General features: G+C 60.9%; 21 protein-coding genes. 10 read left to right on the top strand and 11 right to left on the bottom strand.

What is annotated here, in order from left to right; translation table 11 throughout:
• Positions 1 to 7: 7 nt before the first annotated feature.
• The gene (gene cpdR / locus HY17_RS03095; RefSeq protein ID WP_034762043.1) at positions 8 to 367 is read right to left on the bottom strand and encodes a cell cycle two-component system response regulator CpdR; all 360 of its coding nucleotides are present in this window, start codon (positions 365 to 367) and stop codon (positions 8 to 10) included.
• Between the two features lie 161 nt (positions 368 to 528).
• On the opposite strand from cpdR, the gene HY17_RS03090 reads away from it, so the two are divergent.
• The 4 genes from HY17_RS03090 (at position 529) to selD (ending at position 3976) form a co-directional block, all read left to right on the top strand.
• Positions 529 to 1434: an N-formylglutamate amidohydrolase gene (locus tag HY17_RS03090; RefSeq protein WP_065382973.1), complete on the top strand. Its 906-nt coding sequence runs from the start codon at positions 529 to 531 to the stop codon at positions 1432 to 1434.
• A 483-nt stretch (positions 1435 to 1917) separates the two neighbouring features.
• The gene (locus HY17_RS03085) at positions 1918 to 2313 is read left to right on the top strand and encodes a helix-turn-helix domain-containing protein (RefSeq protein WP_034762041.1); all 396 of its coding nucleotides are present in this window, start codon (positions 1918 to 1920) and stop codon (positions 2311 to 2313) included.
• A gap of 57 nt (positions 2314 to 2370) precedes the next feature.
• Positions 2371 to 3180 carry a histidinol-phosphatase gene (hisN, locus tag HY17_RS03080; protein ID WP_034762039.1) on the top strand — a complete coding sequence of 270 codons (810 nt, stop codon included), beginning with the start codon at positions 2371 to 2373 and terminating at the stop codon, positions 3178 to 3180.
• Positions 3181 to 3286: 106 nt separating this feature from the next.
• Complete coding sequence (gene selD, locus HY17_RS03075; protein WP_081812933.1) at positions 3287 to 3976, top strand: selenide, water dikinase SelD; 690 nt, start codon at positions 3287 to 3289, stop codon at positions 3974 to 3976.
• Here the strand turns inward: selD and HY17_RS03070 are convergent.
• Together HY17_RS03070 and HY17_RS03065 are read right to left on the bottom strand one after the other, a co-directional pair.
• On the bottom strand, positions 3973 to 4404 hold the full coding sequence (locus HY17_RS03070; RefSeq protein WP_065383074.1) for a hypothetical protein: 432 nt from the start codon (positions 4402 to 4404) through the stop codon (positions 3973 to 3975). The genes selD and HY17_RS03070 overlap by 4 nt on opposite strands.
• Positions 4405 to 4424: 20 nt before the next feature.
• Entirely contained in the window at positions 4425 to 5414 is a 990-nt protein-coding gene (locus HY17_RS03065; protein ID WP_034762034.1) for a nitronate monooxygenase family protein, read from the bottom strand.
• Positions 5415 to 5556: 142 nt separating this feature from the next.
• Here HY17_RS03065 and HY17_RS03060 point away from each other — a divergent pair, with 142 nt between their 5' ends.
• The 3 genes from HY17_RS03060 to HY17_RS03050 all read left to right on the top strand — a co-directional run bounded on the left by HY17_RS03060 (position 5557) and on the right by HY17_RS03050 (position 8082).
• On the top strand, positions 5557 to 6477 hold the full coding sequence (locus HY17_RS03060) for an HAD family acid phosphatase (protein WP_034762031.1): 921 nt from the start codon (positions 5557 to 5559) through the stop codon (positions 6475 to 6477).
• A gap of 3 nt (positions 6478 to 6480) precedes the next feature.
• Positions 6481 to 7215, top strand: coding sequence for an alpha/beta fold hydrolase (locus HY17_RS03055; RefSeq protein ID WP_034762028.1), 735 nt, complete (start codon positions 6481 to 6483; stop codon positions 7213 to 7215).
• Positions 7216 to 7800: 585 nt separating this feature from the next.
• Complete coding sequence (locus HY17_RS03050) at positions 7801 to 8082, top strand: hypothetical protein (protein WP_034762025.1); 282 nt, start codon at positions 7801 to 7803, stop codon at positions 8080 to 8082.
• A 43-nt stretch (positions 8083 to 8125) separates the two neighbouring features.
• On the opposite strand, the gene HY17_RS03045 is transcribed toward HY17_RS03050, so the two are convergent.
• Positions 8126 to 9220, bottom strand: coding sequence for an acyltransferase (locus HY17_RS03045; RefSeq protein ID WP_034762022.1), 1095 nt, complete (start codon positions 9218 to 9220; stop codon positions 8126 to 8128).
• A gap of 234 nt (positions 9221 to 9454) precedes the next feature.
• On the opposite strand from HY17_RS03045, the gene HY17_RS03040 reads away from it, so the two are divergent.
• From HY17_RS03040 to HY17_RS03030, 3 genes are all read left to right on the top strand, one after another.
• Entirely contained in the window at positions 9455 to 10276 is an 822-nt protein-coding gene (locus tag HY17_RS03040; RefSeq protein ID WP_051599570.1) for a polysaccharide deacetylase family protein, read from the top strand.
• Positions 10277 to 10407: 131 nt separating this feature from the next.
• Entirely contained in the window at positions 10408 to 11919 is a 1512-nt protein-coding gene (locus HY17_RS03035; protein WP_051599569.1) for a lipopolysaccharide biosynthesis protein, read from the top strand.
• A gap of 40 nt (positions 11920 to 11959) precedes the next feature.
• Positions 11960 to 12985 (top strand): polysaccharide pyruvyl transferase family protein, encoded by a 1026-nt coding sequence (locus HY17_RS03030; RefSeq protein WP_139068856.1) that lies wholly within the window; start codon positions 11960 to 11962, stop codon positions 12983 to 12985.
• A gap of 18 nt (positions 12986 to 13003) precedes the next feature.
• Here HY17_RS03030 and HY17_RS03025 read toward each other — a convergent pair whose 3' ends face one another.
• The 7 genes from HY17_RS03025 to HY17_RS02995 all read right to left on the bottom strand — a co-directional run bounded on the left by HY17_RS03025 (position 13004) and on the right by HY17_RS02995 (position 20597).
• Positions 13004 to 14083, bottom strand: a complete 1080-nt coding sequence (locus HY17_RS03025) for a glycosyltransferase family A protein (protein WP_051599568.1) — start codon at positions 14081 to 14083, stop codon at positions 13004 to 13006.
• Positions 14084 to 14357: 274 nt separating this feature from the next.
• Positions 14358 to 15494 (bottom strand): DegT/DnrJ/EryC1/StrS aminotransferase family protein, encoded by a 1137-nt coding sequence (locus HY17_RS03020; RefSeq protein ID WP_034762015.1) that lies wholly within the window; start codon positions 15492 to 15494, stop codon positions 14358 to 14360.
• Complete coding sequence (locus HY17_RS03015) at positions 15491 to 16468, bottom strand: NAD-dependent epimerase/dehydratase family protein (protein ID WP_034762012.1); 978 nt, start codon at positions 16466 to 16468, stop codon at positions 15491 to 15493. Before HY17_RS03015 ends, HY17_RS03020 begins: the two co-directional genes overlap by 4 nt.
• A 64-nt stretch (positions 16469 to 16532) precedes the next feature.
• Positions 16533 to 17648 carry a DegT/DnrJ/EryC1/StrS aminotransferase family protein gene (locus HY17_RS03010; protein ID WP_034762010.1) on the bottom strand — a complete coding sequence of 372 codons (1116 nt, stop codon included), beginning with the start codon at positions 17646 to 17648 and terminating at the stop codon, positions 16533 to 16535.
• The gene (locus HY17_RS03005; RefSeq protein WP_034762571.1) at positions 17645 to 18673 is read right to left on the bottom strand and encodes a Gfo/Idh/MocA family protein; all 1029 of its coding nucleotides are present in this window, start codon (positions 18671 to 18673) and stop codon (positions 17645 to 17647) included. The genes HY17_RS03010 and HY17_RS03005 overlap by 4 nt, the downstream gene beginning before the upstream one ends.
• A gap of 85 nt (positions 18674 to 18758) precedes the next feature.
• A complete protein-coding gene (locus tag HY17_RS03000; RefSeq protein WP_034762007.1) occupies positions 18759 to 19238 on the bottom strand; it encodes an acyltransferase in 480 nt (159 codons plus the stop codon).
• A 357-nt stretch (positions 19239 to 19595) separates the two neighbouring features.
• Positions 19596 to 20597: a TraB/GumN family protein gene (locus tag HY17_RS02995; RefSeq protein WP_081812932.1), complete on the bottom strand. Its 1002-nt coding sequence runs from the start codon at positions 20595 to 20597 to the stop codon at positions 19596 to 19598.
• Between the last annotated feature and the right edge of the window lie 273 nt (positions 20598 to 20870).

Raw genomic sequence — 20870 nt, 5'->3', positions numbered from 1 at the left:
CCGGCCCTCAGGCGGCCATCACCTTGTCGACTTCCTCGACGATTTCGCGGAGGTGGAACGGCTTCGACAGCACTTTTGCCCCCGCCGGCGTTGGCGAGCCGGACGACAGTGCCACAGCGGCAAAACCTGTGATGAAGACGATCTTCATGGCCGGGTCGAGCTCCGCGCCGCGGCGGGCGAGTTCAATGCCATCGAGGCCCGGCATCACAATGTCGGTCAGCAAAAGGTCGAAGACTTCACGCTCCAGCGCGGCCAGCGCCGTTTCGCCGTCCGCATAGTCCTGCACCTCATGGCTGGCACGGCGCAGCGCCGCGGCCAGGAAGGCGCGCATGGAATCATCATCTTCAGCCAACAGGATCTTGGTCACCCGGGGCCCCCTTCGTCCGTCCTACAAGCCTAAGCATAAACAGTGATCCGGGTAAATCATGGGTGAATTTTGCGAAATTTGGCCTGTCTTTTTTACCTTGCCGCTGCCCAAGACGCCGTGAGGGGCTTGACCTTGCCACGAACAGGCAAACGATAGGTGCGATGCGCCCGACCCCGCCCCTTTCCCCTTTACCGGTCAGGACCGGCCCGTTTGGGGCGGAGAGTTTCGAGCCGCCCTACACGCTGACCCGGCCGGCCGGACCGCAGGCGCCTTTCCTGTTCGCCTCCCCGCATTCCGGCTCTCTATATCCTGAAAGCATGCTGGAAGTGCTGAGGGTTCCGGTGATGGATCTGCGCCGCACCGAAGATGCCTTCATCGAAGAATTGTTCGGGTCTGCGCCGGATGCAGGGGCGAGCCTGCTGGCTGCGCGGTACGGCCGCTCGGTCGCCGACCTCAATCGCGACCCGCGGGAGCTCGACGCCTCCATGTTCGACGGCCCGCCGCCGCGCGCCTGCGGGATGCCGACGGCCCGGGTCGAGGCCGGCCTTGGCTGCCTGCCCCGTGTCGCCGCCGGCGGGGTCGAGATTTACAGCCGCAGGTTGACCCCCGACGAAGGCGAGGCCCGCCTCCGCCACATTCACGATGCCTATCATGCCTGCCTTGGCGACGAACTCGCCGCCCTCAGGGATATCCATGGCCATGCGGTGCTGATCGACTGCCATTCCATGCCGTCCGTCCAGCCGGGCCGCCGCGCGCTGGCCGACATTGTCTTGGGGGACCGGTTCGGCGCCTCCTGCGATCCGCGCCTGACCAGCCGCGCCGAACGGGCCTTCCGTGAACTTGGTTTCAGCGTGGCGCGCAACGCGCCCTATGCCGGCGGCTACACGACAAGGCGCTATGGCAAGCCTCGGCGCGGCGTCCACGCCCTCCAGATCGAGATCAATCGCGGGCTGTACATGGATGAGCATTCCGTCGAGCGCCTCGACCGGTTTGACGACGTCGCCGGGGCCATTGAGGTTGTCATCTCCAATTTGCTGGATACGGCGCTGATTCTGCCAAAGGTGTAATTTTTCACCTACGCCCGTTTTTGCGAAAAACCGCCCATGCAACCTGGCATGGCAGCTTTGCACGGCTCAAATAGAATTCCGGGACGGCATCCGGTTTCGTGGTTAACAGCCGCATTCGGCGGGCCGGAATGTCCACCACGCCTGTCTGGGCTGTGGAACTCAGGCAAACCGCCTGAAAATTCCGGTAAAATTCAAATAAAAACAGTGAAAATAGGCTTTGAACAAAAAAAGGGCCGCGCTGTGAAGCGCGGCCTTGAAGTCAAAGGGAGGAAACGCCAGAGGCGTCTGCACCGAAGTGCAAGACCAGATTTATGCTGCGATGCACAAACGAGCAAGGGACAGGCTGCCGCAGGTATGAACTTTCATAAAACTGCCCGGGATTTGGGCAGTCATGCCTCCCGGCACACCGTTTGCGAGACGTTCGCTGCAAACACCGAAACGGGACACCTCCTGTCCCATGCAGAGACCGCCCGGAGTAAACACATGGCTGATGAAACAGACCTGCACGTTGGCAAACGCCTTCGCCGCCGCCGCCGTCTGCTGGGCATGACCCAGCAAGACCTAGCGACCCAGGTGGGCGTGCGCTTCCAGCAGATCCAGAAATACGAGTGCGGTGCCAACCGTATCACGGCGTCGCGCCTCTTCGAACTGGCCAAGGCGATGAACGTGTCGGTCCAGTATTTCTTCGACGGCATGCCCGCCAGCGGCGCACCGGATGCTGCAAACGATGCCGAGCGCCTCGAAAGCGATATCCTCAGCCAGAAAGAAACGCTGGAGCTGGTCCGCGCCTATTACCGCCTCGACGAGCGTCCGCGCCGTCGGCTGCTGGAACTGGCAAAGGCGCTTGAAGGCGACACATCCGGTCACGGCGCCGCCTGATCCGGCTTTACTTTTACATGCTTGACCGGCCGGGCTGCTTGGGGCCTAGCTGGTCGCATGAGCCCTGATTTCAATCTCGACGAAGATCTCGCGCTCGCGAATCGTCTTGCCGATGCGGCCTGGTCAGCGATCCGGCCGCATTTTCGTGCACTCAACAGCATCGACAACAAAGCCGCCGCCGGTCAGTCCTACGACCCGGTGACCGAGGCAGACCGCGCCGCCGAAAAGGCCATGCGCGACATCATTGCCCAGGAACGCCCGCAGCACGGCATCACCGGCGAAGAATTCGGAGAGTCTCCCTCCTCTTCCGGTTGGCGCTGGGTGCTCGACCCGGTCGATGGCACACGCGCCTTCGTCGCCGGCCTGCCGGTCTGGACCACGCTGATCTCTCTGGTGGACCCGCTGGGCTTCCCCGTGATCGGCGTGATCGACCAGCCGGTTCTGGGCGAGCGCTATATCGGCTGGCCGGGCGGCGCGGTGCTGCAGACGCCCGGCGGACGCAGCCCGCTGAGAGTGTCGGACATCCCGTCGCTGTCGGAAGCCGTGATCTCCACGACCGACCCGTTCATCCTGACAGGCCCGGAACAGCAGGCATGGTCAGAGCTTCGCGGCGCCTCACGCCTCGCGCGCTACGGCCTCGATGCCTATGCCTATGCCCGCCTTGCCGGGGGCACCGTGCATCTGGTGGCGGAGACCGGCCTTCAGGCCTGGGACGTCGCGGCCCTGATCCCGGTGATCACCGGCGCAGGCGGCCACGCGACAGACTGGACCGGCGCCCCCGCCAGCCTCGGCGGACAGGTCCTGTGCACGGCCAGCGACGCTCTCATGGACCAGGCCCTCGCCCTGCTCGAGCCCGCCGCGGTCTAAGTCCGGCCTAGTCGCCTATAGTCCGGTATGGTCATGCGTGGTCATGGCGTAGCCGGATTTTGCCCTCTGTTGATCATTCCCCACCCGCGTCACGCCCGATGGCTGAATCCGCGCCATCCTCGCAGGCGGGCAATCGGTTGCGGAGACGGCCGGCGCGCCTATCGCGGGCGGGCATTCCATCGACGCGGCCGAACCGATTTATGGCCTCGTCGCCATGGGACTTGTCGACCCGGCCCGCATCCTGATGAACTCGAATGCAAAAGCAGGTGACGTGCTGATCCTCGGCAAGCCGCTCGGCATCGGCATCTATTCCGCGGCCCTGAAGCGGGAGATCCTGGAACCCGCGCACTATGAGGAAATGATCGCCTCAACGACACGCCTCAACACGCCGGGTACGGACCTTTCCTCCATGGACGGCGTGCACGCCGCCACGGACGTGACGGGCTTCGGCCTCCTCGGCCATGGCAGCGAAATGGCGCGCGGCGCAGGCGTGTCGCTGGTGATCGAGAAGGCGAAGGTACCCATGTTCGACGGCGCGCGGCAACTTGCCGAAGACGGCGTGAGGACCGGCGCCTCGGGCCGCAACTGGGACTCAGTGAAACACATGGTCAGCGGCGAGATGTCAGAGACCGAGCGCGACCTGCTCTGCGACCCGCAGACAAGCGGCGGCCTGCTCGTCTCCTGCGCGCCGGATGCGGCAGGCGATGTGCTCGCCCTTTTCGCACGCCACGGCCATGACGGCGCCGCCATTGTCGGGCGGGTAGAAGCTGGCGCACCGGGCGTGAGCGTCGTCTAGGACGCGCGGCAACTCTCCGGGTTTCGCCTCGCCTTGGTCAGCGAATCCTCAAGCGGTTGAGCGCCCTGTTTCAGGAATTCTTCCGGAAAGCCATAGAGGCTGCCGTCCCGATCATCCTCAATCAGTTCGGCGACATCCTCGGTGGTGAGATCTGTCCCGTCCCGCATCTCGATGATCTTCGTCATCAGCGCAATTGTTTGGAGACGCGTTTCCCCGTCGAGACCGGCCTCTACGGTGACGAAGCAGGCGCAGAAATCATCGAGGTCAGCGCCGTCCCGGGCCAATCGCTCGGTCAGGCCCGCATCATCAGCGGTCATCTTCTGACACATGGCAAGCACGTTGTCTGTCTGTCTGGCCGGTTCCTCCACCGGCGTGCTGGCACAGGTCGCAAGTGCGAGCCCGGCCAGCAGGCTGGCGGATGTTTTCAATTTTCCCCACCCCATGCGGATCAGGCCGGAACCTTGCCTGCCAGCATGCCGGCGAGCGTGCCGGAGATGATGTCTTCGGCTTCCTTCATGATCCGGTCCATCAGTTCCTGGACAGTCGGGATGTCGTGGATCAGGCCTGCGACCATGCCGCAGCTCCAGGCGCCCGCATCCATTTCGCCTTCCACCATGATTTTCGGATAGACACCGGCGACTTCGGCGATGATATCCTCGAACTTGATGTTGGAACCGAGTTCCTTCTCTTTTGCCAGCAGTCGCTCGACGCCGGCATTGTTCAGCACACGTTCGGTGTTGCGCAGCGGGCGCATGACGAGGCGCGTGTCGAGCTCGGACGCGGCAACGATGGCCTGTTTCACGTTCTCGTGCACCGGCGCTTCCTTCGTGGCGATGAAGCGCGTGCCCATGTTCATGCCCTGCGCGCCCATGGCGAGCGAGGCGACCAGCGAGCGGCCATCGGCCATGCCGCCGGAAGAGATGAACGGGATTTCCAGCTCATCGGCTGCGCGCGGCAGCAGGATGAAGTTCGGCACATCGTCTTCGCCCGGGTGGCCGCCGCATTCGAAGCCGTCGACTGAAACGGCATCGCAGCCGATCGACTGGGCCTTCAGAGCGTGGCGCACGGCGGTACATTTGTGGATCACCTTGATGCCGGCGCCCTGAAGCGCGGGCAGAACCGCGGACGGGTTATTGCCGGCGGTTTCCACCACTTTGACGCCGCCCTTGATCACGGCCTCGACGATGCCCGGATAGTCCGGCGGCGTGGTTGAAGGCAGGAAGGTGATGTTCACGCCGAACGGCTTGTCGGTCATGTCCTTGCAGCGGGCGATCTCGTTGGCGAGGTCCGCCGGGGTCTTCTGCGTCAGCGCAGTGATGATCCCGAGGCCGCCGGCATTGGACACAGCGGCTGCCATTTCGGCAAAGCCGACATAGTGCATGCCGCCCTGGACGATGGGGCGTTCGATGCCGAACATTTCAGTGATCTTGGTTTTCATGGATCGTCTCCTCCGGTCACGGTTTGCCAATATCCATGGCCGAACGGGCCCGCCCCGGCAAGAGTGACGAAAGGGAACCTTCCCGGCCCATTGTCGCGAGAGCGCGATAGACTTCTCCGCCGGATTGAAGGACAAATGCGCCATGAAACATCGCATTCTCCTCAGTACCATCGCCTTTCTCGCCGCCTGCCAGACCGCTCCACCGGAGCCTGCCCCAACGGAAAAGGTCATCGTAAAGGTGATCGAGACGGCCCCGGAACCGGCCCCTGCCGCCCCCACCCAGGGCCAGCAATGGCTCTATGGCTCGGCGGAATCCCGCATCGCGCTGAAGCAGGACTGGAACGCCATCGCGTCCTATGTCGCGGCGAAGGCCGCGAACCGCCCGAATACCAGCGTCGTGCTGGCGCCTGGCGCGACGGCCGAGGCGGCCGACTTCCTGGCCTGCGATGCCGACCAGCCGCTCGCCGCCGTCTTCGATGCCGACGAGACGCTGATCTGGAACCTCGGCTCCATGGGCTATTTCACCCGGATCGGTGTCGGCTTCGATCCCGCCATCTGGGACGAATGGGAAAAAACCGGCTCGGGCAAGGCGGTCGCCATTCCCGGCGTGAAGGATGCTTTCAAGCGCATCCGTGATGCTGGGGTGGAGATCATCGTCAACACGAACCGCTCCAATGCGAACATCCAGGGTTCCGCCGACACGCTGAAATCCGCCGGCCTCGGCGAGTTCGCCCACGGCCGGACACTTTACCTGCGCGGCGACGCCCCCGGAGGCAGTGGCAAGGACGGGCGCCGCTACATGATCTCTGACGATTACTGCGTCATCGCCCTGGCGGGTGACCAGCTGGGCGACATCGCCGACCTCTTCAATGACAAGGCGCTCACCCCGCCGGAGCGCAAGGCGCTGACCGCCGCCCCGGCCTTCGACCCGATGTGGGGCAATGGCTGGTTCATCCTGCCGAACCCGGTTTACGGCCCGTCGCTGGCCGGATCGATGGAAGAGGTGTTCCCGCCCGAAACGGACTGGGCGCCCCCGCCTGCTCCTCCACCTGCAGAGGAATAGGCCATGAAAGTCTTCATCCACGGCGTACCGGATACGCCCCACCTCTGGAAGCCGCTCGTCGCGGCGCTCGGCCTTCAGCCGTCTGAGTATTTCGCGCCTGCACTGCCCGGCTTCGGCACACCCCTGCCGAAGGGCTTTTCCTGTACCAAGGATGCCTATACCGCGCACCTGATCGGAGAGATCGAGAAGCTAGGGCAGAAGATTGACCTTGTCGGCCACGACTGGGGCGCGCTCCTCTCGCTGCGCATCGCCAGCCTCCGGCCGGACCTGATCCGCACATGGTGTGTCACCAATGCCGTGATCGACCCGGAGTATCGCGGCCACCAGACAGCGCGCATGTGGGCAACGCCCCTGATGGGCGAATTTGTCATGCTGAACATGCGCAACAAGCCGCGCCTCGAAGCCTCCCTCGTCCAGGGCGGCATGCCGGCAGACCTCGCGAAGGAGGAAGTGCCGCTGATAGACAAGACGATGCGCCAGTCGATCCTGAAGCTCTACCGCTCCGCCATTGGCCTGCGCTTCTCGGGCCCATGGGTCAGCGACCTTGCGAACCTGCCCAGTCCCGGCCAGCTCTTCTGGGGAGAGACCGACCCCTATGTCGACCTCTCCGTCGCCGAACGGTTCTCGAAGAACCACAATGTCCCGCTCCATGTCGAAAATGGCGCGGGCCACTGGGCCTGTGCTGAACGGGCCGAGCAGTTTGCAGGCGTCCTGAAAGCGCTCTGGGCGAAGGGCTGATCCGGTTTAGTCCGTTATAGTCCGGTATGATCATGGGTCGTTGTCCATGATCATGGCGCGGTCCGGTTTGGTCATGCGGTATCCCCCTCAGGCGTCATCCCCGGCCGCCAAGCCATCTGGGCACCCATCTCTGAAAGACGCGGCATGTGCGTCATTCCATGACGTGCCCGGGGCATCGTCCGGAGACGGGTCCCCAGACCGCTGGGCGGCCGGGGATGACGCATATGGAAAGCGATCCACCACTTCAGCCATCTGATCCTGCCGCAATCATTGCCGCGAAAGCAATTCCATCCGACACCTCCGTGTCCGGATGTATATTGGGCAGCATGTCGTTCCTGCAGTCTCCCGAAGGGGAGACGGGTCCCCAGACCGCTGGGCGGCCGGGGATGACGCATATGGAAAGCCATCCACCACTTCAGCCATCTGATCCTGCCGCAATCAATGCCGTGAAAGCAATTCCATCCGACACCTCCGTATCCGGATGTATATTGGGCAGCATGTCGTTCCTGCAGCCTCCCGAAGCCTTCCCGCCGCATCTCGTCTGCATCTGGCCGCTGGTCTGGTGCCAGCTGCTTCCGCGTCGCGGTGCGGGCGGCCTATGGGCAGGATGCGCGGTATTGGTGCAGCATCACCCCGAATGGACGGGTATTCCTGACCTGCATTCACTTCGGCTTGAAAGACAAGGCGGCGAACGACTGGCTGAAGCCGCGCGAGCATTTCAATGACCGCCTCGCTGCCGCCTGCGATGGACGCGCGGCCATGCCTGCCTATGCGCAATTTTGCGGCCACCCGGACGCGCACGCCGGCTTCGCGGCTGCCACGCGCCTGCCGGCCTGGGCGGGTGCCCTCCCCTTGCCGGAAACCTGACGCGGGGTCTGATCCTGAAAACCAGTTTTCCTTCCAAGCGCCTTTACGGGCGTTGCACGTGCTGGCGAAGGGCGCTGTCCCTTGACCCCACAAAGGTTTTCTTCAGCCAACGCTGAAGCGGAACCTCATAGAAAACCGTGGCGGCGTGTGTAACCAAGGCCGCAAACACGGCCATGAAGACCACATTGAAGGTCTGCCCCGTGCCAAGCTTGGCGAGCACAACGCCCGCCCCCATGAAGAGCGGTACGTGCAAGATATAGACCCCGTAAGAGACCTGCCCCAGCCAGCGGCAGGCGCCGTCCGCGACCCGCCAGATGCTGGCCTGCGCCGCCAGGTAAACCGTCACCGGGATCAGGACCAGCGTGGCGAAAACATCGAACCCGCGCCGATAGGCGTCCGGCGCCGGGAAAGCGAGGATGAAAAGGAACAGGGCGAGCGGCAGGAGGACCGGGACTTTCCCGATCCGGCGCCAGGCCAGAAGGTCGTGAATCGCCACCCCGCAAAAGAAGGAAAACAGCACGCGGGAGAGCCCGACATCAAAGTCCGACCAGAGCCAGCCTGCGCCGAGCAGGTCTGCATGGAACACGGACACGCCGACCCAGACGGCGCAGATCGCCAGGAAGCCAAGCCTCAGCCGGGCGCCCACCAGCAATGCGCCGATCGCCCAGGCCGCATTCGCGACGAGTTCGAAGAACAGCGACCATGCCGGTCCGTCAAAGGGAAACAGGGCATCATTCGGCGGCACCGCACCCAACGTGCTGGGCGATGGCAGGAACAGAACGCCTGAAATGGCCGACGGCACGAAACTTCCGGGCTCCACTTCGCCCCAGCCTCTCAAGGCAAAAGCGAGGGTCACCGCCATGCCGATCATCAGACCGAGCAGGTAAAGCGGATAAAGCCGGATAATCCGCAGCTTGAAAAAGCGCGCCACTCCGGCCCGGTCCTTCACCATGTCGCTATAGGCCATGGCCAGGACGAGCCCGCTCAGCACGAAGAAAAAGTCGACGGCCAAGTACCGGCCGGACAGGAGCTGTCGAAGCGGTTCGGAAGGCACATGGTCCACAATGACAGCGAATGCTGCAATGCCCCGCATGCCATCCAGCAGGACCAGTCGCTCCTTCGATTGCCCTGCCCCCATCACCGGTTCCCCGCCTTGACCGGCAAGGCTTCTGCCTTCGCCGGAAATTCTACGATTGGAACACGATGAGTGACCCGTGCCCCGCGACCAAGTTCCTCATCCTCAAGAAATGTACCAGTCCCGCCAAACTTGCTACCAATAGCATGGAAATTGCAACCGGACTGGTCATATCCGGCCCGTCATATCCGGCTTGGCGCCGGGGTGCCGGCTGGCCAAACCGCGGAAGGCTCTAAAATGGCGAATGCCACACAATTACTCCGCCGAGGCCTGGTCGGCGGACTGAACAGGGTCGGTCTTAGCCGCCACAATCTGGCAACCGCGCGCACCTGCTGTGAACGCCATGTCCTGGCGGCTGTCGGCCAGGCCCGGCGGCGCTATATCGGGCGCATTCTCTGCTACCACTCGATCGGGCAGGAAGACTGGGGCGTCAATGATGTGACCCCGGCGATGTTTCGCAATCAGATCGAACAGGCGCTGAACGCAGGCTTCCGGTTTGTGCCCGCATCCGAAATCGTGCGGACGGGCGGCGGGGAAAAGGATCTCGCCATCACGTTCGACGACGGGCTGAAAACCGTCCTGACCCAGGCCGCACCGATCCTGAAAGACTACAATATTCCGTGGACCTTCTTCCCGGTCTCCGGATGGTCGGAAGAATGCCAGGGCCACGACGACGATACGTTCCTCTCCTGGCGCGAAATCGAAACCCTGATGAAGGAGGGTGCGGAGATGGGCAGCCATTCCGCCACCCACCCGCAGTTCCAGACGATTGGCCGGGACCAGATCATCGATGAGCTCGCCGGCTCGCGGGAGCTTTTCCAGAAGCGCCTCGGCATTCCCCCGGACTCCTTCGCCATCCCCTTCGGACAGTCGGGCAACTGGACGAAGACGGCGCATGACATCGCGCTTGAAGCGGGGTATTCGACCATCTTTGCACAGGCAGAAGAAACGCGCCCCACCGATACGGTCGCGAGAACCTTCGTTACCAAATTTGATCACGAATTCATTTTCCGGGCGATCCTGAAAGGCAAGTTTGACCGGTGGGAGGAATGGTTCTGAGCCTCCCGGATCCCGGCCTGCAGGCACCTGCCTGAGACCGCCGGAGTCACATCAACAAACCCCGCCGCGCCCCGTCGATCAAACTCCGGTGGCACGCGACATACAGAGTAAAGTCTTTTGGAGGATATTCAGTGGAAGGTGTGCGTGGACGTCTGGCGATCGGATCGCTCTGGACCGCAGGTATCCGCGTCTTCATCAATCTGCTGGGCGCTGCCAACACGCTGGTCCTCGCCCGGCTGTTGACGCCTTCCGATTTCGGCCTTGTTGCCATCGCCACCATCGTCTTCACGATCGTCAACGCCTTTACGGAACTGTCTCTCGCCTCGGCCCTGATCCAGCATCCGGACCCGAAGCGCAAACACTTCGATACGGCATGGACGCTGAACGTCATGCGGGCCCTGATCGTTGCCGCTATCCTGTTCTGCTCAGCGCATGTCATCGCCATCGTATTTGGTGACAAACGGCTGGTCCTGATTACCTACGCGCTTGCGTTTACCTCGCTGGTCACCGGCATGGTGAACCCGAAGATGGTGGAGTTCCGCCGACGACTGTCCTTCCATCAGGAAATGTTCGTCGAACTGGCCAACAAGCTTGCCGGCCTGATCGTTGCCATCACCATCGCCGTGCTTTTCCGCACTTATTGGGCAATCGTATTCGGATTGCTGGCCGCCCAGCTCACCGGCACCCTCCTGTCCTATCTCCTGATCCCCTACCTGCCCCGCTTCTCCCTGATCCACTGGCGGAACCTCTTCTCCTTCTCCAGCTGGCTGGCCCTGAGCTCCGGCTTCAATGCCATCAACTACCGGGCCGACCAGCTGATCGTCGGCGGCGTGCTCGGCACGTCGTCTCTCGGCCAGTACACGGTCGGGGACAATCTCGCGTCGCTGCCGGTGAGGGAATCCACCACTCCCCTTTCCTATGTACTCTTTCCCGCGTTCTCCAAGGCGCAGGATGACAAGCCCCGCCTGAGGGACATGTATTACCGGGCGCAGCGTCTCCTGGTCGCAGTCGCGTTGCCTGTGGGCGTCGGATTTGCGCTTGTTGCCGAGCCGCTGGTCCATCTGGTCATGGGGCCGGAATGGTCATCCGCCGCGCTGGTGATCCAGATCCTGAGCACGATATTTGCGCTGCACGCTTTCTCCATGCCGCTGACCCCGCTTGCGATGGGTGTGGCCCGCACGCGCATGCTGTTCAAGCGAGACGTCGTGAACCTGCTGGTGCGGTACCCGTTGATCTTTGCCGGCCTGTTCTCAGGCGGTCTTCTTGGCCTGTTGCTGGCCCGGTGTGTCAGCGGCTTGTTCGGCGTCATGCTCGACATGTATCTGGCCCGGATGCTGGTGCAGGCATCGCTTATTCGGCAAGTACGGAACAGCGCGCGTGCGCTCACTGCGACACTGGCCATGGTACTGACAGTATGGGGACTGGAAAGTCTCGGTGTGGACGGGTCGAACCTGCTGGAAATTGCGTGCCTGGTATTTGCCGGCGCCATCACCTATTTCGGCATCACCGCCATGCTCTGGCTCTGGTCCGGCCGTCCGGCAGGCCCCGAACAGGAGGCTATGGAGATGTTCCAGTTCCTGCAGAGACGGTTGCAATCCCGGCACGTCACCGCCGACAAACCTGAACATTCCAATTCCGTATGAACGTCCTGCACCAGATCCTCAAACCCGGAGCCAGCCCCGCGTGACCCGACAGCACATGCCCGCAGAAGATTTTGCGCTGCTGCAGACGCAGACCGGCGAAGTCACTGCCATCCTGGACACATACATTCCGGAAGGCCGCCCGGTCGCGATCCTCCAGTTTCCGCTGGACGGCAATGTCGGCAATCACATGATGTGGCTCGCCATCTCGAACTACCTGGCCGAAAACCGGTCCCATCCGGCCTATGTCGCGCATGAGTGGGACTTCGACCTTGCCGCGATGAAGCGGGCCATCGGCGAGGAAGGTGTCATCCTGTTTATCGGAGGGGTAACGGTTTCGCGGCTCTGGCCCGGCCATGCGGAGGTCAAGCGGACGGTGGCGCAGGCGTGTCCGCACAACAGGCTGATCTCCCTGCCATCGACCATGCTGTTCGTGGATGAGGAAGACCGGCAGGCGGCCGCCACCATCTTCGGAGACCATGACGATGTTATCATGATGGCCCGCGATCCGGTCAGCGGCGCGTCGGCGCAAGAGGTCTTCCCCGCTCACATATCTGTCGTGACGAGCCACGATTCGACCTTCATGTTGCCGCCGCAATCACGTGGAAGCGGCAGGCCGGAACACGATATCATCTGGCTCGCGCGGGACGATCAGGAAGGGATGGGCACCTCGGTTCCTGGAAATGTCCATGTGTTCGACTGGCCCGAACTCGGCACGGGGTCGGCAAGCGTTTTGGCCGCACGCGCCAGCATGAAGTTTCGCAGGCAATTCCCGGCCCTGTACAAACCCGCCAATGCCATGGTCGGCGCATCCTATCGGGGCATCACCCGGCATGTGATGGAGACCGGGCGCAGACTGATGGATGAGGGCAAGGTGCTGGTCACCGACCGGCTGCACCCCCATGTGCTGGCGGCGTTGCGGGGCCAGCCCTGCGTCCTGCTTCCGGATCGGTTCGGGAAAAACCGCGCCGTGTGGGAATATTCAAGTCGCAGCTACAGCACGATACATTGGGCAGACACTCCCGAAGAGGCCCTGGCGCGCGCACGCGAACTTGCCGCGGCAGAGTGAGGCCCCAGAATACTGGGCTCAGAGTACCTGCCGTTCAGCGATTTTCGGATCTGGCAGCCAGCCGAATGTCTCACCGGGATTGAACGGATTGTGAGGCTCAAGCTTGCGCTGCTTTCCAGTCAGCTTTCGCAAACCTGTCAGGACTCGCTTACCGAGCTTGCGCTTGATCTCAAATCGCTTCCAGGCCTGCGCCTTTTGCCAATCCGGGCTGATCTCCTTGGCAAAATCAGTGCAGATTTCCACGCCCTTGTCATCTCCACGCTCAAGCGCCATCCCGGCAAGCCAGGCGGATTCTTCAAGGAGACGATCAGTCGAGACCTTTTTCCATTCAGCCGCCTTCGGCAGATTGGCGCCATGGACGTTCAGAATTATGCTGAGCGCCTCATACTGCTCTCTCAGGTCACTCAAAGGGCGATACGTAAAGCCCGAAGACATGTTGCTTTCATGGCGGCGATAGAATGCCTGCACCGTGTTGAGCACGCCAACATCAGCGACCGTGGAAATTCTCATCCAGATCTCCACATCGCAGGTAGCAGGCAAATTGGGATCAAGCCCGCCAAGCTGTTGTTGAACCGAGGTGCGAACCATTGCGCTCGGCGAGGCCGTCGGGCACCAGGAATCACAGCACCGGTCGATATAAGCGTAACCGGGAATCACCTGGTATTCGACCGGATCAGGAAGCCTTTCCTCTTTGATGTCGCTGTCGTTCGAAAAGACCCGGGCAAGCCCGTAGACCATGCCGACATTGGGATGCGCGTCCATAATCCGCGCGGCCCGGGATACGGCACCCTCACACAGCAGATCATCTGCTGAGAGCCAGATGGAGTACTTCGCGGTCGCCCATCCCATCAGCCCGACATTGGACGTGCCCACGAGCCCTTTGTTGGTCTCATTCCGGATGTATTCGACCTGCGGATGCTCTGCCGCCAGCCGCCGCCCGACCTCTTCTGTATTGTCCGGCGAGCAGTCGTCCACGATCAAGGCCCGGATGATCACGTTTTCCTGCTGAATGACCGACTGGATGCAACGCTCCAGATAGTGGGCATAGTTGTAGCAAGGGATAACCACATCGACTGTTGGCAGATTCTCGGCGGGCATAAAGAGGTTGGCCTTTATCGTTTAGCTTGTTCCAGGCCGGACGAGCACCAGCACAGTTTCAAATCGCCCCGAAGCGCTCGGCTTGTCGTCACCATATCTCGAACAGAACAGCGCAGGTCAGGGGCAGACGAGCAATACTCACACATCTCCATAAGTGGTTGGAAGCCCGAAAATTCCCCAATTGCCAGAATCGCGCACCAGAGCCAATACGGCCGTTTCAGTCACACGACAAAAGAAATGAGGCCAATTCTATCGGCGAAACGGGCACATCACCCTAACTTGTCGCATCGATAAGTGCGGTCGCCACGGTCTGGATTTCGTCATCCGTCATCTGATGGTAGAGGGGAAGGATGATGCGCTTGTCCTGGCAGGCTTCGGAATTTGGCAGCGGGGCCCGCAAGGGCGCCGACGAATACACCTCTTCCCGGTGGGCGCACATGATGCCGCGCCGGGTGGAGATCTGCTTGTCGAGCATGGCCTGCATCACCGCACGCTGGTCGCAAGTGCCTGGAATACGCACCGAAAAGCTCTGCCAATTGGAACGCGCCCAGATGGGCTCTTCTGGCAAGCCGATCCATTGGGCATCGGCCAGATGGCGTTTGTATTTGTCCGCAATTTCGCGGCGGCGCTGAACGACAACCGGCAGGCGCTTGAGCTGTTCCCGCCCGACGGCGGCCTGAATGTCTGTCATGCGGTAATTATAACCGAGAATGGAGTGATTTTCGAAAATCACTGAATTCGCCTTGTGCCGCACCGTGTCCGGCACACTCATGCCATGCTGGCGCAAGAGCCGGCACTTGGCCGCCCAGTCCGTATGGGGCGTTGTGATCATGCCGCCGTCGCCGGTAGACAGGACCTTGCGCGGATGGAACGAGAAGACAGCAGCGTCTCCGCGGCAACGCCCGACCTTCTCCCACTCCCCATTCCACAGGATTTCCGCACCTGCTGCGCAGGCGGCGTCCTCAATGACGAATAGATTGTGCTTTCGGGCAATTGCGACGATCGCCGACAGGTCCGCTGGCATGCCCATCTGGTGAACCAGAAGAATCGCCTTGGTTTTGGCTGTAATGGCCGGTTCGATGAGGGCGGGATCCATGTTGCAGGTCGCCGGTTCAACATCGATGAAGACGGGCTCGGCGCCGCAGTATTTTACCGAGTTGGCCGTGGCGATATAGGAGTGGCTGACCGTGATGACTTCGTCGCCCGGGCCGACACCCGCGGCAAGCAGGGCCAGATGCAGACCGGTCGTGCAGTTTGACACAGCAACGGCATGCTCGGCGCCCATATAGCCTGCGAATTCGCTTTCGAAGGCGGCAACTTCAGGCCCCTGAGTGACCCAGCCGGAAAGGATGACACGGGATGCCGCATCAGCCTCTTCCTGGCCCATCAGGGGTTTGATGATCGGGATCATTCAAACATGTCCTTGTTCGCCCGCCACCAGGTGACCAGGCGGCGCAGACCCTCTTCCAGATCCACTTCGGCCTTGAAGCCCAGCATACGCTCCGCCTTCGACGTATCGGCCAGACGCCGGGCAACAGGGTTCACGCTGCGCTCTGGGCCATATTCCGGAACCATGGACGGATCAGCCCCCATGACCTGCATCAGTGAGGCTGCGAGGCCGTTGAGATTGGTTTCGACGCCTGACGCGACATTGAAGACTTCGTCCGATGCATCTGACTTCAGGGCCAGAACATTCGCTCGCGCCAGGTCTTCGATGTAGATGAAATCCATGGATGTGGAGCCATCGCCGAGAATGAGCGGCGGCGTACCCTGCTCGATCCGCTGCATCCAGCGCACAAGGACTTCCGTATACTTGCCATGGATATCCATACGGGGGCCGTAGACGTTGAAGTAGCGCATCGCGACATAGTCGAGGCCGTACATGTCATTAAAGGAACGCAGCAGGCCTTCGAGCATCATCTTGGATGCGCCGTACCAGGTGCGGTTATTGTAAGGGTGGTGCTCTTCCGTCGTCGGAAAGGTGTCAGCCATGCCGAGAATGGAGGCCGATGACGCGGCGAGCACTTTCTTCACGCCGGCCTTCTGTGCCGCCTCAACAACATTGTAGGTGCCGTCGCACATGACTTCCATGGCTTCACGCGGCTCAGCGGCGCAAGCCGTGATGCGTATAGCTGCCATATGGATGACGGCGTCCATGCCCGCTGTTGCCGATTCTATGGCCGCCTGGTCCCGGATATCGCCTTTGACGAGCTCGACACGGTCATCCTTCAGGATCTCCTGAACATTGCGCATGGAACCGCGGACAAGGTTGTCGAAGATGACAATCTTTTCCGGGTTTTCGTTCGCGAGAAGCTGATCAATAGTGGTTGAGCCGATGAGGCCGCATCCACCAGTTACAAGGATTTTCGCACCCTTTAGGTTCATTGGTCTTGTGCCTTGTCATTGATTGGTGGCCAGCGCGGGCGGCGCCGTTCGAGCCGTATCTGGTTCAGACGTTTGCTGCTGTTTCCTGCTGCAGGCGAATCACTGCGTTTGCAACGACTTCCTGCTGATCGGCCGTAAGTTCCGGGAACATCGGCAAAGACAGGACTTCCGCAGCTGCCATTTCCGCATGCGGGAACTGGCCGTGTTTGTAACCAAGAAACTCAAATGCCTTCAATTCATGAAGCGGGAACGGGTAATGAATGCCCGTCGATACCCCGGCCTTGGTCAATTCCTCAATCCAGCGCTGACGATCCGGTGTGCGGATCGCGTAGACATGGTAGACGTGACGGCGGTCTTCCGCTTCAGCCGGGATCTGAACACCAGTACCTGCAAACAGGTCACGATAACGTTTCGCGGCTTCGCGGCGCTGCTCGGTCCACGTCTCGATATACTTCATCTTCACGCGCAGGACGGCCCCCTGGATACCTTCCATCCGCATATTGTAACCGATGATCTCGTGATGGTATTTCTGCTTGGCACCCCAGTCACGCAGCATACGGACCTTCTCGTCAATCGCTGCATTGCCGGTGACTGTCATGCCGGCCTCCCCTGCAGCACCCATGTTTTTTCCGGGATAGAAAGAGAACCCGGCAAGGTCTCCAATAGAGCCAGCCCGGCGGCCTTTGTATTCGGCACCGTGAGATTGTGCCGCATCTTCCATCACGATCAGGCCATGCTTTCTGGCGACCTCCATGATCGGGTCCATGTCAGCCATCTGGCCATACAGATGAACCGGCACAATCGCTTTCGTGCGTGGTGTAATGGCCGCTTCAAGTGCGGCCGGGTCCATCGTGAAGGTGACCGGGTCGATGTCACAGAAGACGACTTTCGCCCCGGTATAGTGAATTGCCGATGCCGACGCGATGAAGGTATGCGGTACCGTGATCACTTCGTCACCGGGTCCAATTCCAGCTGCCAACAGGCCCAGGTGCAAGGCGCTGGTGCCACTGTTCACGCCGATCGCGAACTCGTTTTCGCAATAATCGGCAAAGTCCGTCTCAAGCGCCGCGACATCCGGGCCGAGGACAAAAGAGCAATTCTCAAGCGTCTTCAGAACCGCCTGATCAACTTCTTCCTTGATCGACTGGTACTGGGCTTTCAGGTCAACAAACGGGATCACTTGCTCGCTCCATTGCGGGAAAGATGAACAGTTTCGCCGCGCCCCCGCATGGAACTCGTAGCGGCTTCAATGACTTCGACCATCCGCAGACCGAACTGGCCGTCGGAAATAGAGGATTTTCCTGTGGCGACGCAGTCGCAGAAATGTTGGGCTTCGACACGCAATGCTTCGACATTATCGACTTTTGGCGCCCACATGTCTCCTGTCCGGTAGCCGACGCGCATCTCGTGAATCTGCTTGGGATCATCCGTAAAGGACACGCCCTTGTCGTAGATCTTCAGCTTTTCGGAAGGCTGGAGTTCGTCGAACGTGATCATCTTCTCGGTGCCACCGATCAGAATGTTGCGAACCTTCACAGGCGCGAGCCACGACACGTTGACGTGTGCAATGAAACCGGAATCGTAAAACAGCGTAATGAAAGCGAGGTTTTCCGGTGTACCCGGATAATGATTGATGCCCGAAGCAGAGACGGCAACGGGATGCTCCCCGAACACATAATCCAGGATTGAGAAGTCATGGACAGCCAGGTCGGAGATGACATTCACATCACGCTGGAACAGGCCAAGATTGACTCGCGTCGAGTCATAATAGAGCGACTTGCCGAGTGTGTTTGACTGAACAAGCTCGCGCATCTTAACCACCGGACCCGTATAGATGAAGGTGTGGTCGATGTGCAAAGTCAGGCCGCGCTTTTCGGCTTCGTCAACCAGCGCGCGGGCCTGCAGAGAGGTTTCCGTCATCGGCTTTTCCAGCCAGACATGTTTGCCCGCCCGGAGAGCCGCCAGAGCCAGCGAAAAATGTGTCGAAACAGGCGTTGCAATTGCGATGGCATCAATCTCCGGGTCATGGATCATTGCCATCGTGTCGGTCGTCGTTTTGGTCGCCGGGTATCGCTTGGCAACAATGTCCAGCACTTTCGGATTAAGGTCTGCGACTGTGTGAACGCGCGCTTCATCCAATTCGGAAAAGTTGCGGACAAGGTTCGGCCCCCAATAGCCGTAACCGATAACACCAATATTCAACACGGACTTCTTCCCCTTGTTCGCTTCACCGTCTGTCGCGGTTTTCGCCTTCGCGGCACCCGGTTCTCCGGACGCTTCTTTGATTTTTTCATCCATTTTCACGGACATCACCCACCACCTTTGCTGGCACCCCAGCCACAATTGCATAATCCGGAACATCCCTGATAACGACCGCACCTGCCGCCACCAATGCCCCCTCCCCGATTGTAACGCCGCACACGATCGTCGCATTCGACCCGACGGAGGCCCTGCGCTTTACCCGCGTCAGTTCGAGCGTCCAGTCAGCATCCGTCTGCGCAGACCCATCCGGGTTGGTCGCGCGAGGAAAACGGTCATTTGTGAACATGACACCATGCCCAACGAAGACTTCGTCCTCAATCGTCACCCCTTCGCAGACAAATGAATGCGAAGATATCTTGCACCGCTCCCCGACAGCTGCCCCTTTTTGAATTTCGACGAACGCCCCGATCTTCGACCCGTCACCAACCGTACATCCGTAAAGGTTGACCAAATCGGGATGATGTATCGTGACCTCGCCCTGCAGCGTTACATTTTGCGAAATTGGCATCGCTGATCCTTACTCCGGGAGGGTGTGTATTTCATATGCAAGTTTCGAGCTAGGGTTTGTTTATGAAAATTCCCTAGATTGATCCGCTTGGCTGTCACATTTGAGCGGTTCAGGGGTTGGACGTCCAGGTAAATGCGAAAGTCTGGAAGGCATGGTCGATCCATGAACATTTGGCATGGAAACCGGAAACCGGACGGGTCCCGAAACAGGACAGATTAAAGCGCCGGAGGAGCATTCGGCACCTGACCGAATGAAGCACCACCTGCGCCACCCTGGATTGCACTCACGGGCTGGGATCACAGCTGCCAGGCGGCGTATTAGAGAGTCTTCCGACAAGTGTTTCACACTTGTCCAGCGTCAGGGGCCCGCCACTTCATACCCTTGGGCACGCAGAAGCTCGATCACGCTGTCCTTACCGGCAAGGTGCCCTGCACCGACAGCGATCAGCACTGTGCCGGGTTCGTCCAGCATCGCCTCGACTTTCGGGACCCAGTCCTGGTTCCGTTCTTTCAGAAGCGCATCATAAATGGCTTCCGACCCCATCATTTCGGGATTGGACATCAACGCGGCGAGACCCGCGACATCACCGTCCTCCCATTCATCAACCAGGACATCCAGCATCTCGCTCCCCTCCTCCACCGATTCAGCAGAAGAAATCAGGAAGTCGACCTGCTCATCGTCCGGCAGGTTGGCGAACCGGCCAAGCTGTTCCTCGATGGTTTCGAGATAGGCGAAGTCCTTGCCGGCAGCCTTGCCTTCGCGCTCCAGCACCTGCTCCACGCCGGCGTTCGGATCGAAGCCATCCTTCTGCATCTGCAGAACGGACAGGTTCACGGCCGCATACCAGGGCCTGAATGTCTCCATGGCGCCAAGGGGAAAGCCAAGATAGTCGAGCGCGGCTTTGAGTTCCTCGGTTTCTGCCTCGTCCAGCAGGCTGGTCAGCTGGCGGCCATCGGTGAACAGGGCGTGGCTGGAAACGAAAGCCATCATCTCGCTGGCGGCATCCGGGCTCGACACATCGGCCTCGAAGACCAGCGTATCGGCTTCTGCCAGCGCGATATCAATCTTGTCGGAGCGCCAATCGAGCTCCGGCCGCAGGAAATGGACCGTGCCCATGATGTGGATGGTGGTATCCTCATCAGCGAGCGTCCAGACGGCCGGCTCGCCGGCGCCGCGGCTCGCCTTGGCAGCCGCCAGGGCCTCTTCATAAAGCGCCTCTTGCCTTGCCTTCAGCTCGGCCCGTTCGGCTTCCGACGACCGGTCTACAGGTGTTCCCGGCTTGCTTTCGACGGTACCGCTTTCGCCGCAGCCAGCCATAGCCAGCATCATAACCGCTGCCGCCCAACCTGTTCGCTTCATGGAGAAACACCTCTTCTACCCCGCCAGCCGATACCCTAGACCGGGCCTGCGTTCCGGGAAAGCACCGCAACTGCAGCCGCTGCCAGCCGCACTGCGGCATTGCGCTGTCGCGCAGCTTGGCTTATTCACCGGCCTCGGCTTGGCACCCATAGCTCAGCTGGATAGAGCGCTGCCCTCCGAAGGCGGATGTCAAGTCTGGCGATGGTTGTTGGTGTTGGAAGAAAGAAGTGACTAAACAACGGTTTGAGCGGATGTCGGGTTCGCTCTTCAGGC

It is taken from the genome of Hyphomonas sp. CY54-11-8 (assembly GCF_000682735.1).
Lineage (GTDB): Bacteria > Pseudomonadota > Alphaproteobacteria > Caulobacterales > Hyphomonadaceae > Hyphomonas.
Note: the sequence above shows the minus strand (reverse complement) of the source record. Positions and strands in the feature narration are given on the sequence as shown.

Excerpts from the sequence above, each read along its gene's own strand:
- HY17_RS03090 (WP_065382973.1), top strand. The coding sequence starts at position 529 with ATGCGCCCGACCCCGCCCCTTTCCCCTTTACCGGTCAGGACCGGCCCG.
- HY17_RS03085 (WP_034762041.1), top strand. The coding sequence starts at position 1,918 with ATGGCTGATGAAACAGACCTGCACGTTGGCAAACGCCTTCGCCGCCGC.
- hisN (WP_034762039.1), top strand. The coding sequence starts at position 2,371 with ATGAGCCCTGATTTCAATCTCGACGAAGATCTCGCGCTCGCGAATCGT.
- HY17_RS03065 (WP_034762034.1), bottom strand. The coding sequence starts at position 5,414 with ATGAAAACCAAGATCACTGAAATGTTCGGCATCGAACGCCCCATCGTC.
- HY17_RS03060 (WP_034762031.1), top strand. The coding sequence starts at position 5,557 with ATGAAACATCGCATTCTCCTCAGTACCATCGCCTTTCTCGCCGCCTGC.
- HY17_RS03055 (WP_034762028.1), top strand. The coding sequence starts at position 6,481 with ATGAAAGTCTTCATCCACGGCGTACCGGATACGCCCCACCTCTGGAAG.
- HY17_RS03045 (WP_034762022.1), bottom strand. The coding sequence starts at position 9,220 with ATGGGGGCAGGGCAATCGAAGGAGCGACTGGTCCTGCTGGATGGCATG.
- HY17_RS03040 (WP_051599570.1), top strand. The coding sequence starts at position 9,455 with ATGGCGAATGCCACACAATTACTCCGCCGAGGCCTGGTCGGCGGACTG.
- HY17_RS03025 (WP_051599568.1), bottom strand. The coding sequence starts at position 14,083 with ATGCCCGCCGAGAATCTGCCAACAGTCGATGTGGTTATCCCTTGCTAC.
- HY17_RS03020 (WP_034762015.1), bottom strand. The coding sequence starts at position 15,494 with ATGATCCCGATCATCAAACCCCTGATGGGCCAGGAAGAGGCTGATGCG.
- HY17_RS03015 (WP_034762012.1), bottom strand. The coding sequence starts at position 16,468 with ATGAACCTAAAGGGTGCGAAAATCCTTGTAACTGGTGGATGCGGCCTC.
- HY17_RS03000 (WP_034762007.1), bottom strand. The coding sequence starts at position 19,238 with ATGCCAATTTCGCAAAATGTAACGCTGCAGGGCGAGGTCACGATACAT.
- HY17_RS02995 (WP_081812932.1), bottom strand. The coding sequence starts at position 20,597 with ATGAAGCGAACAGGTTGGGCGGCAGCGGTTATGATGCTGGCTATGGCT.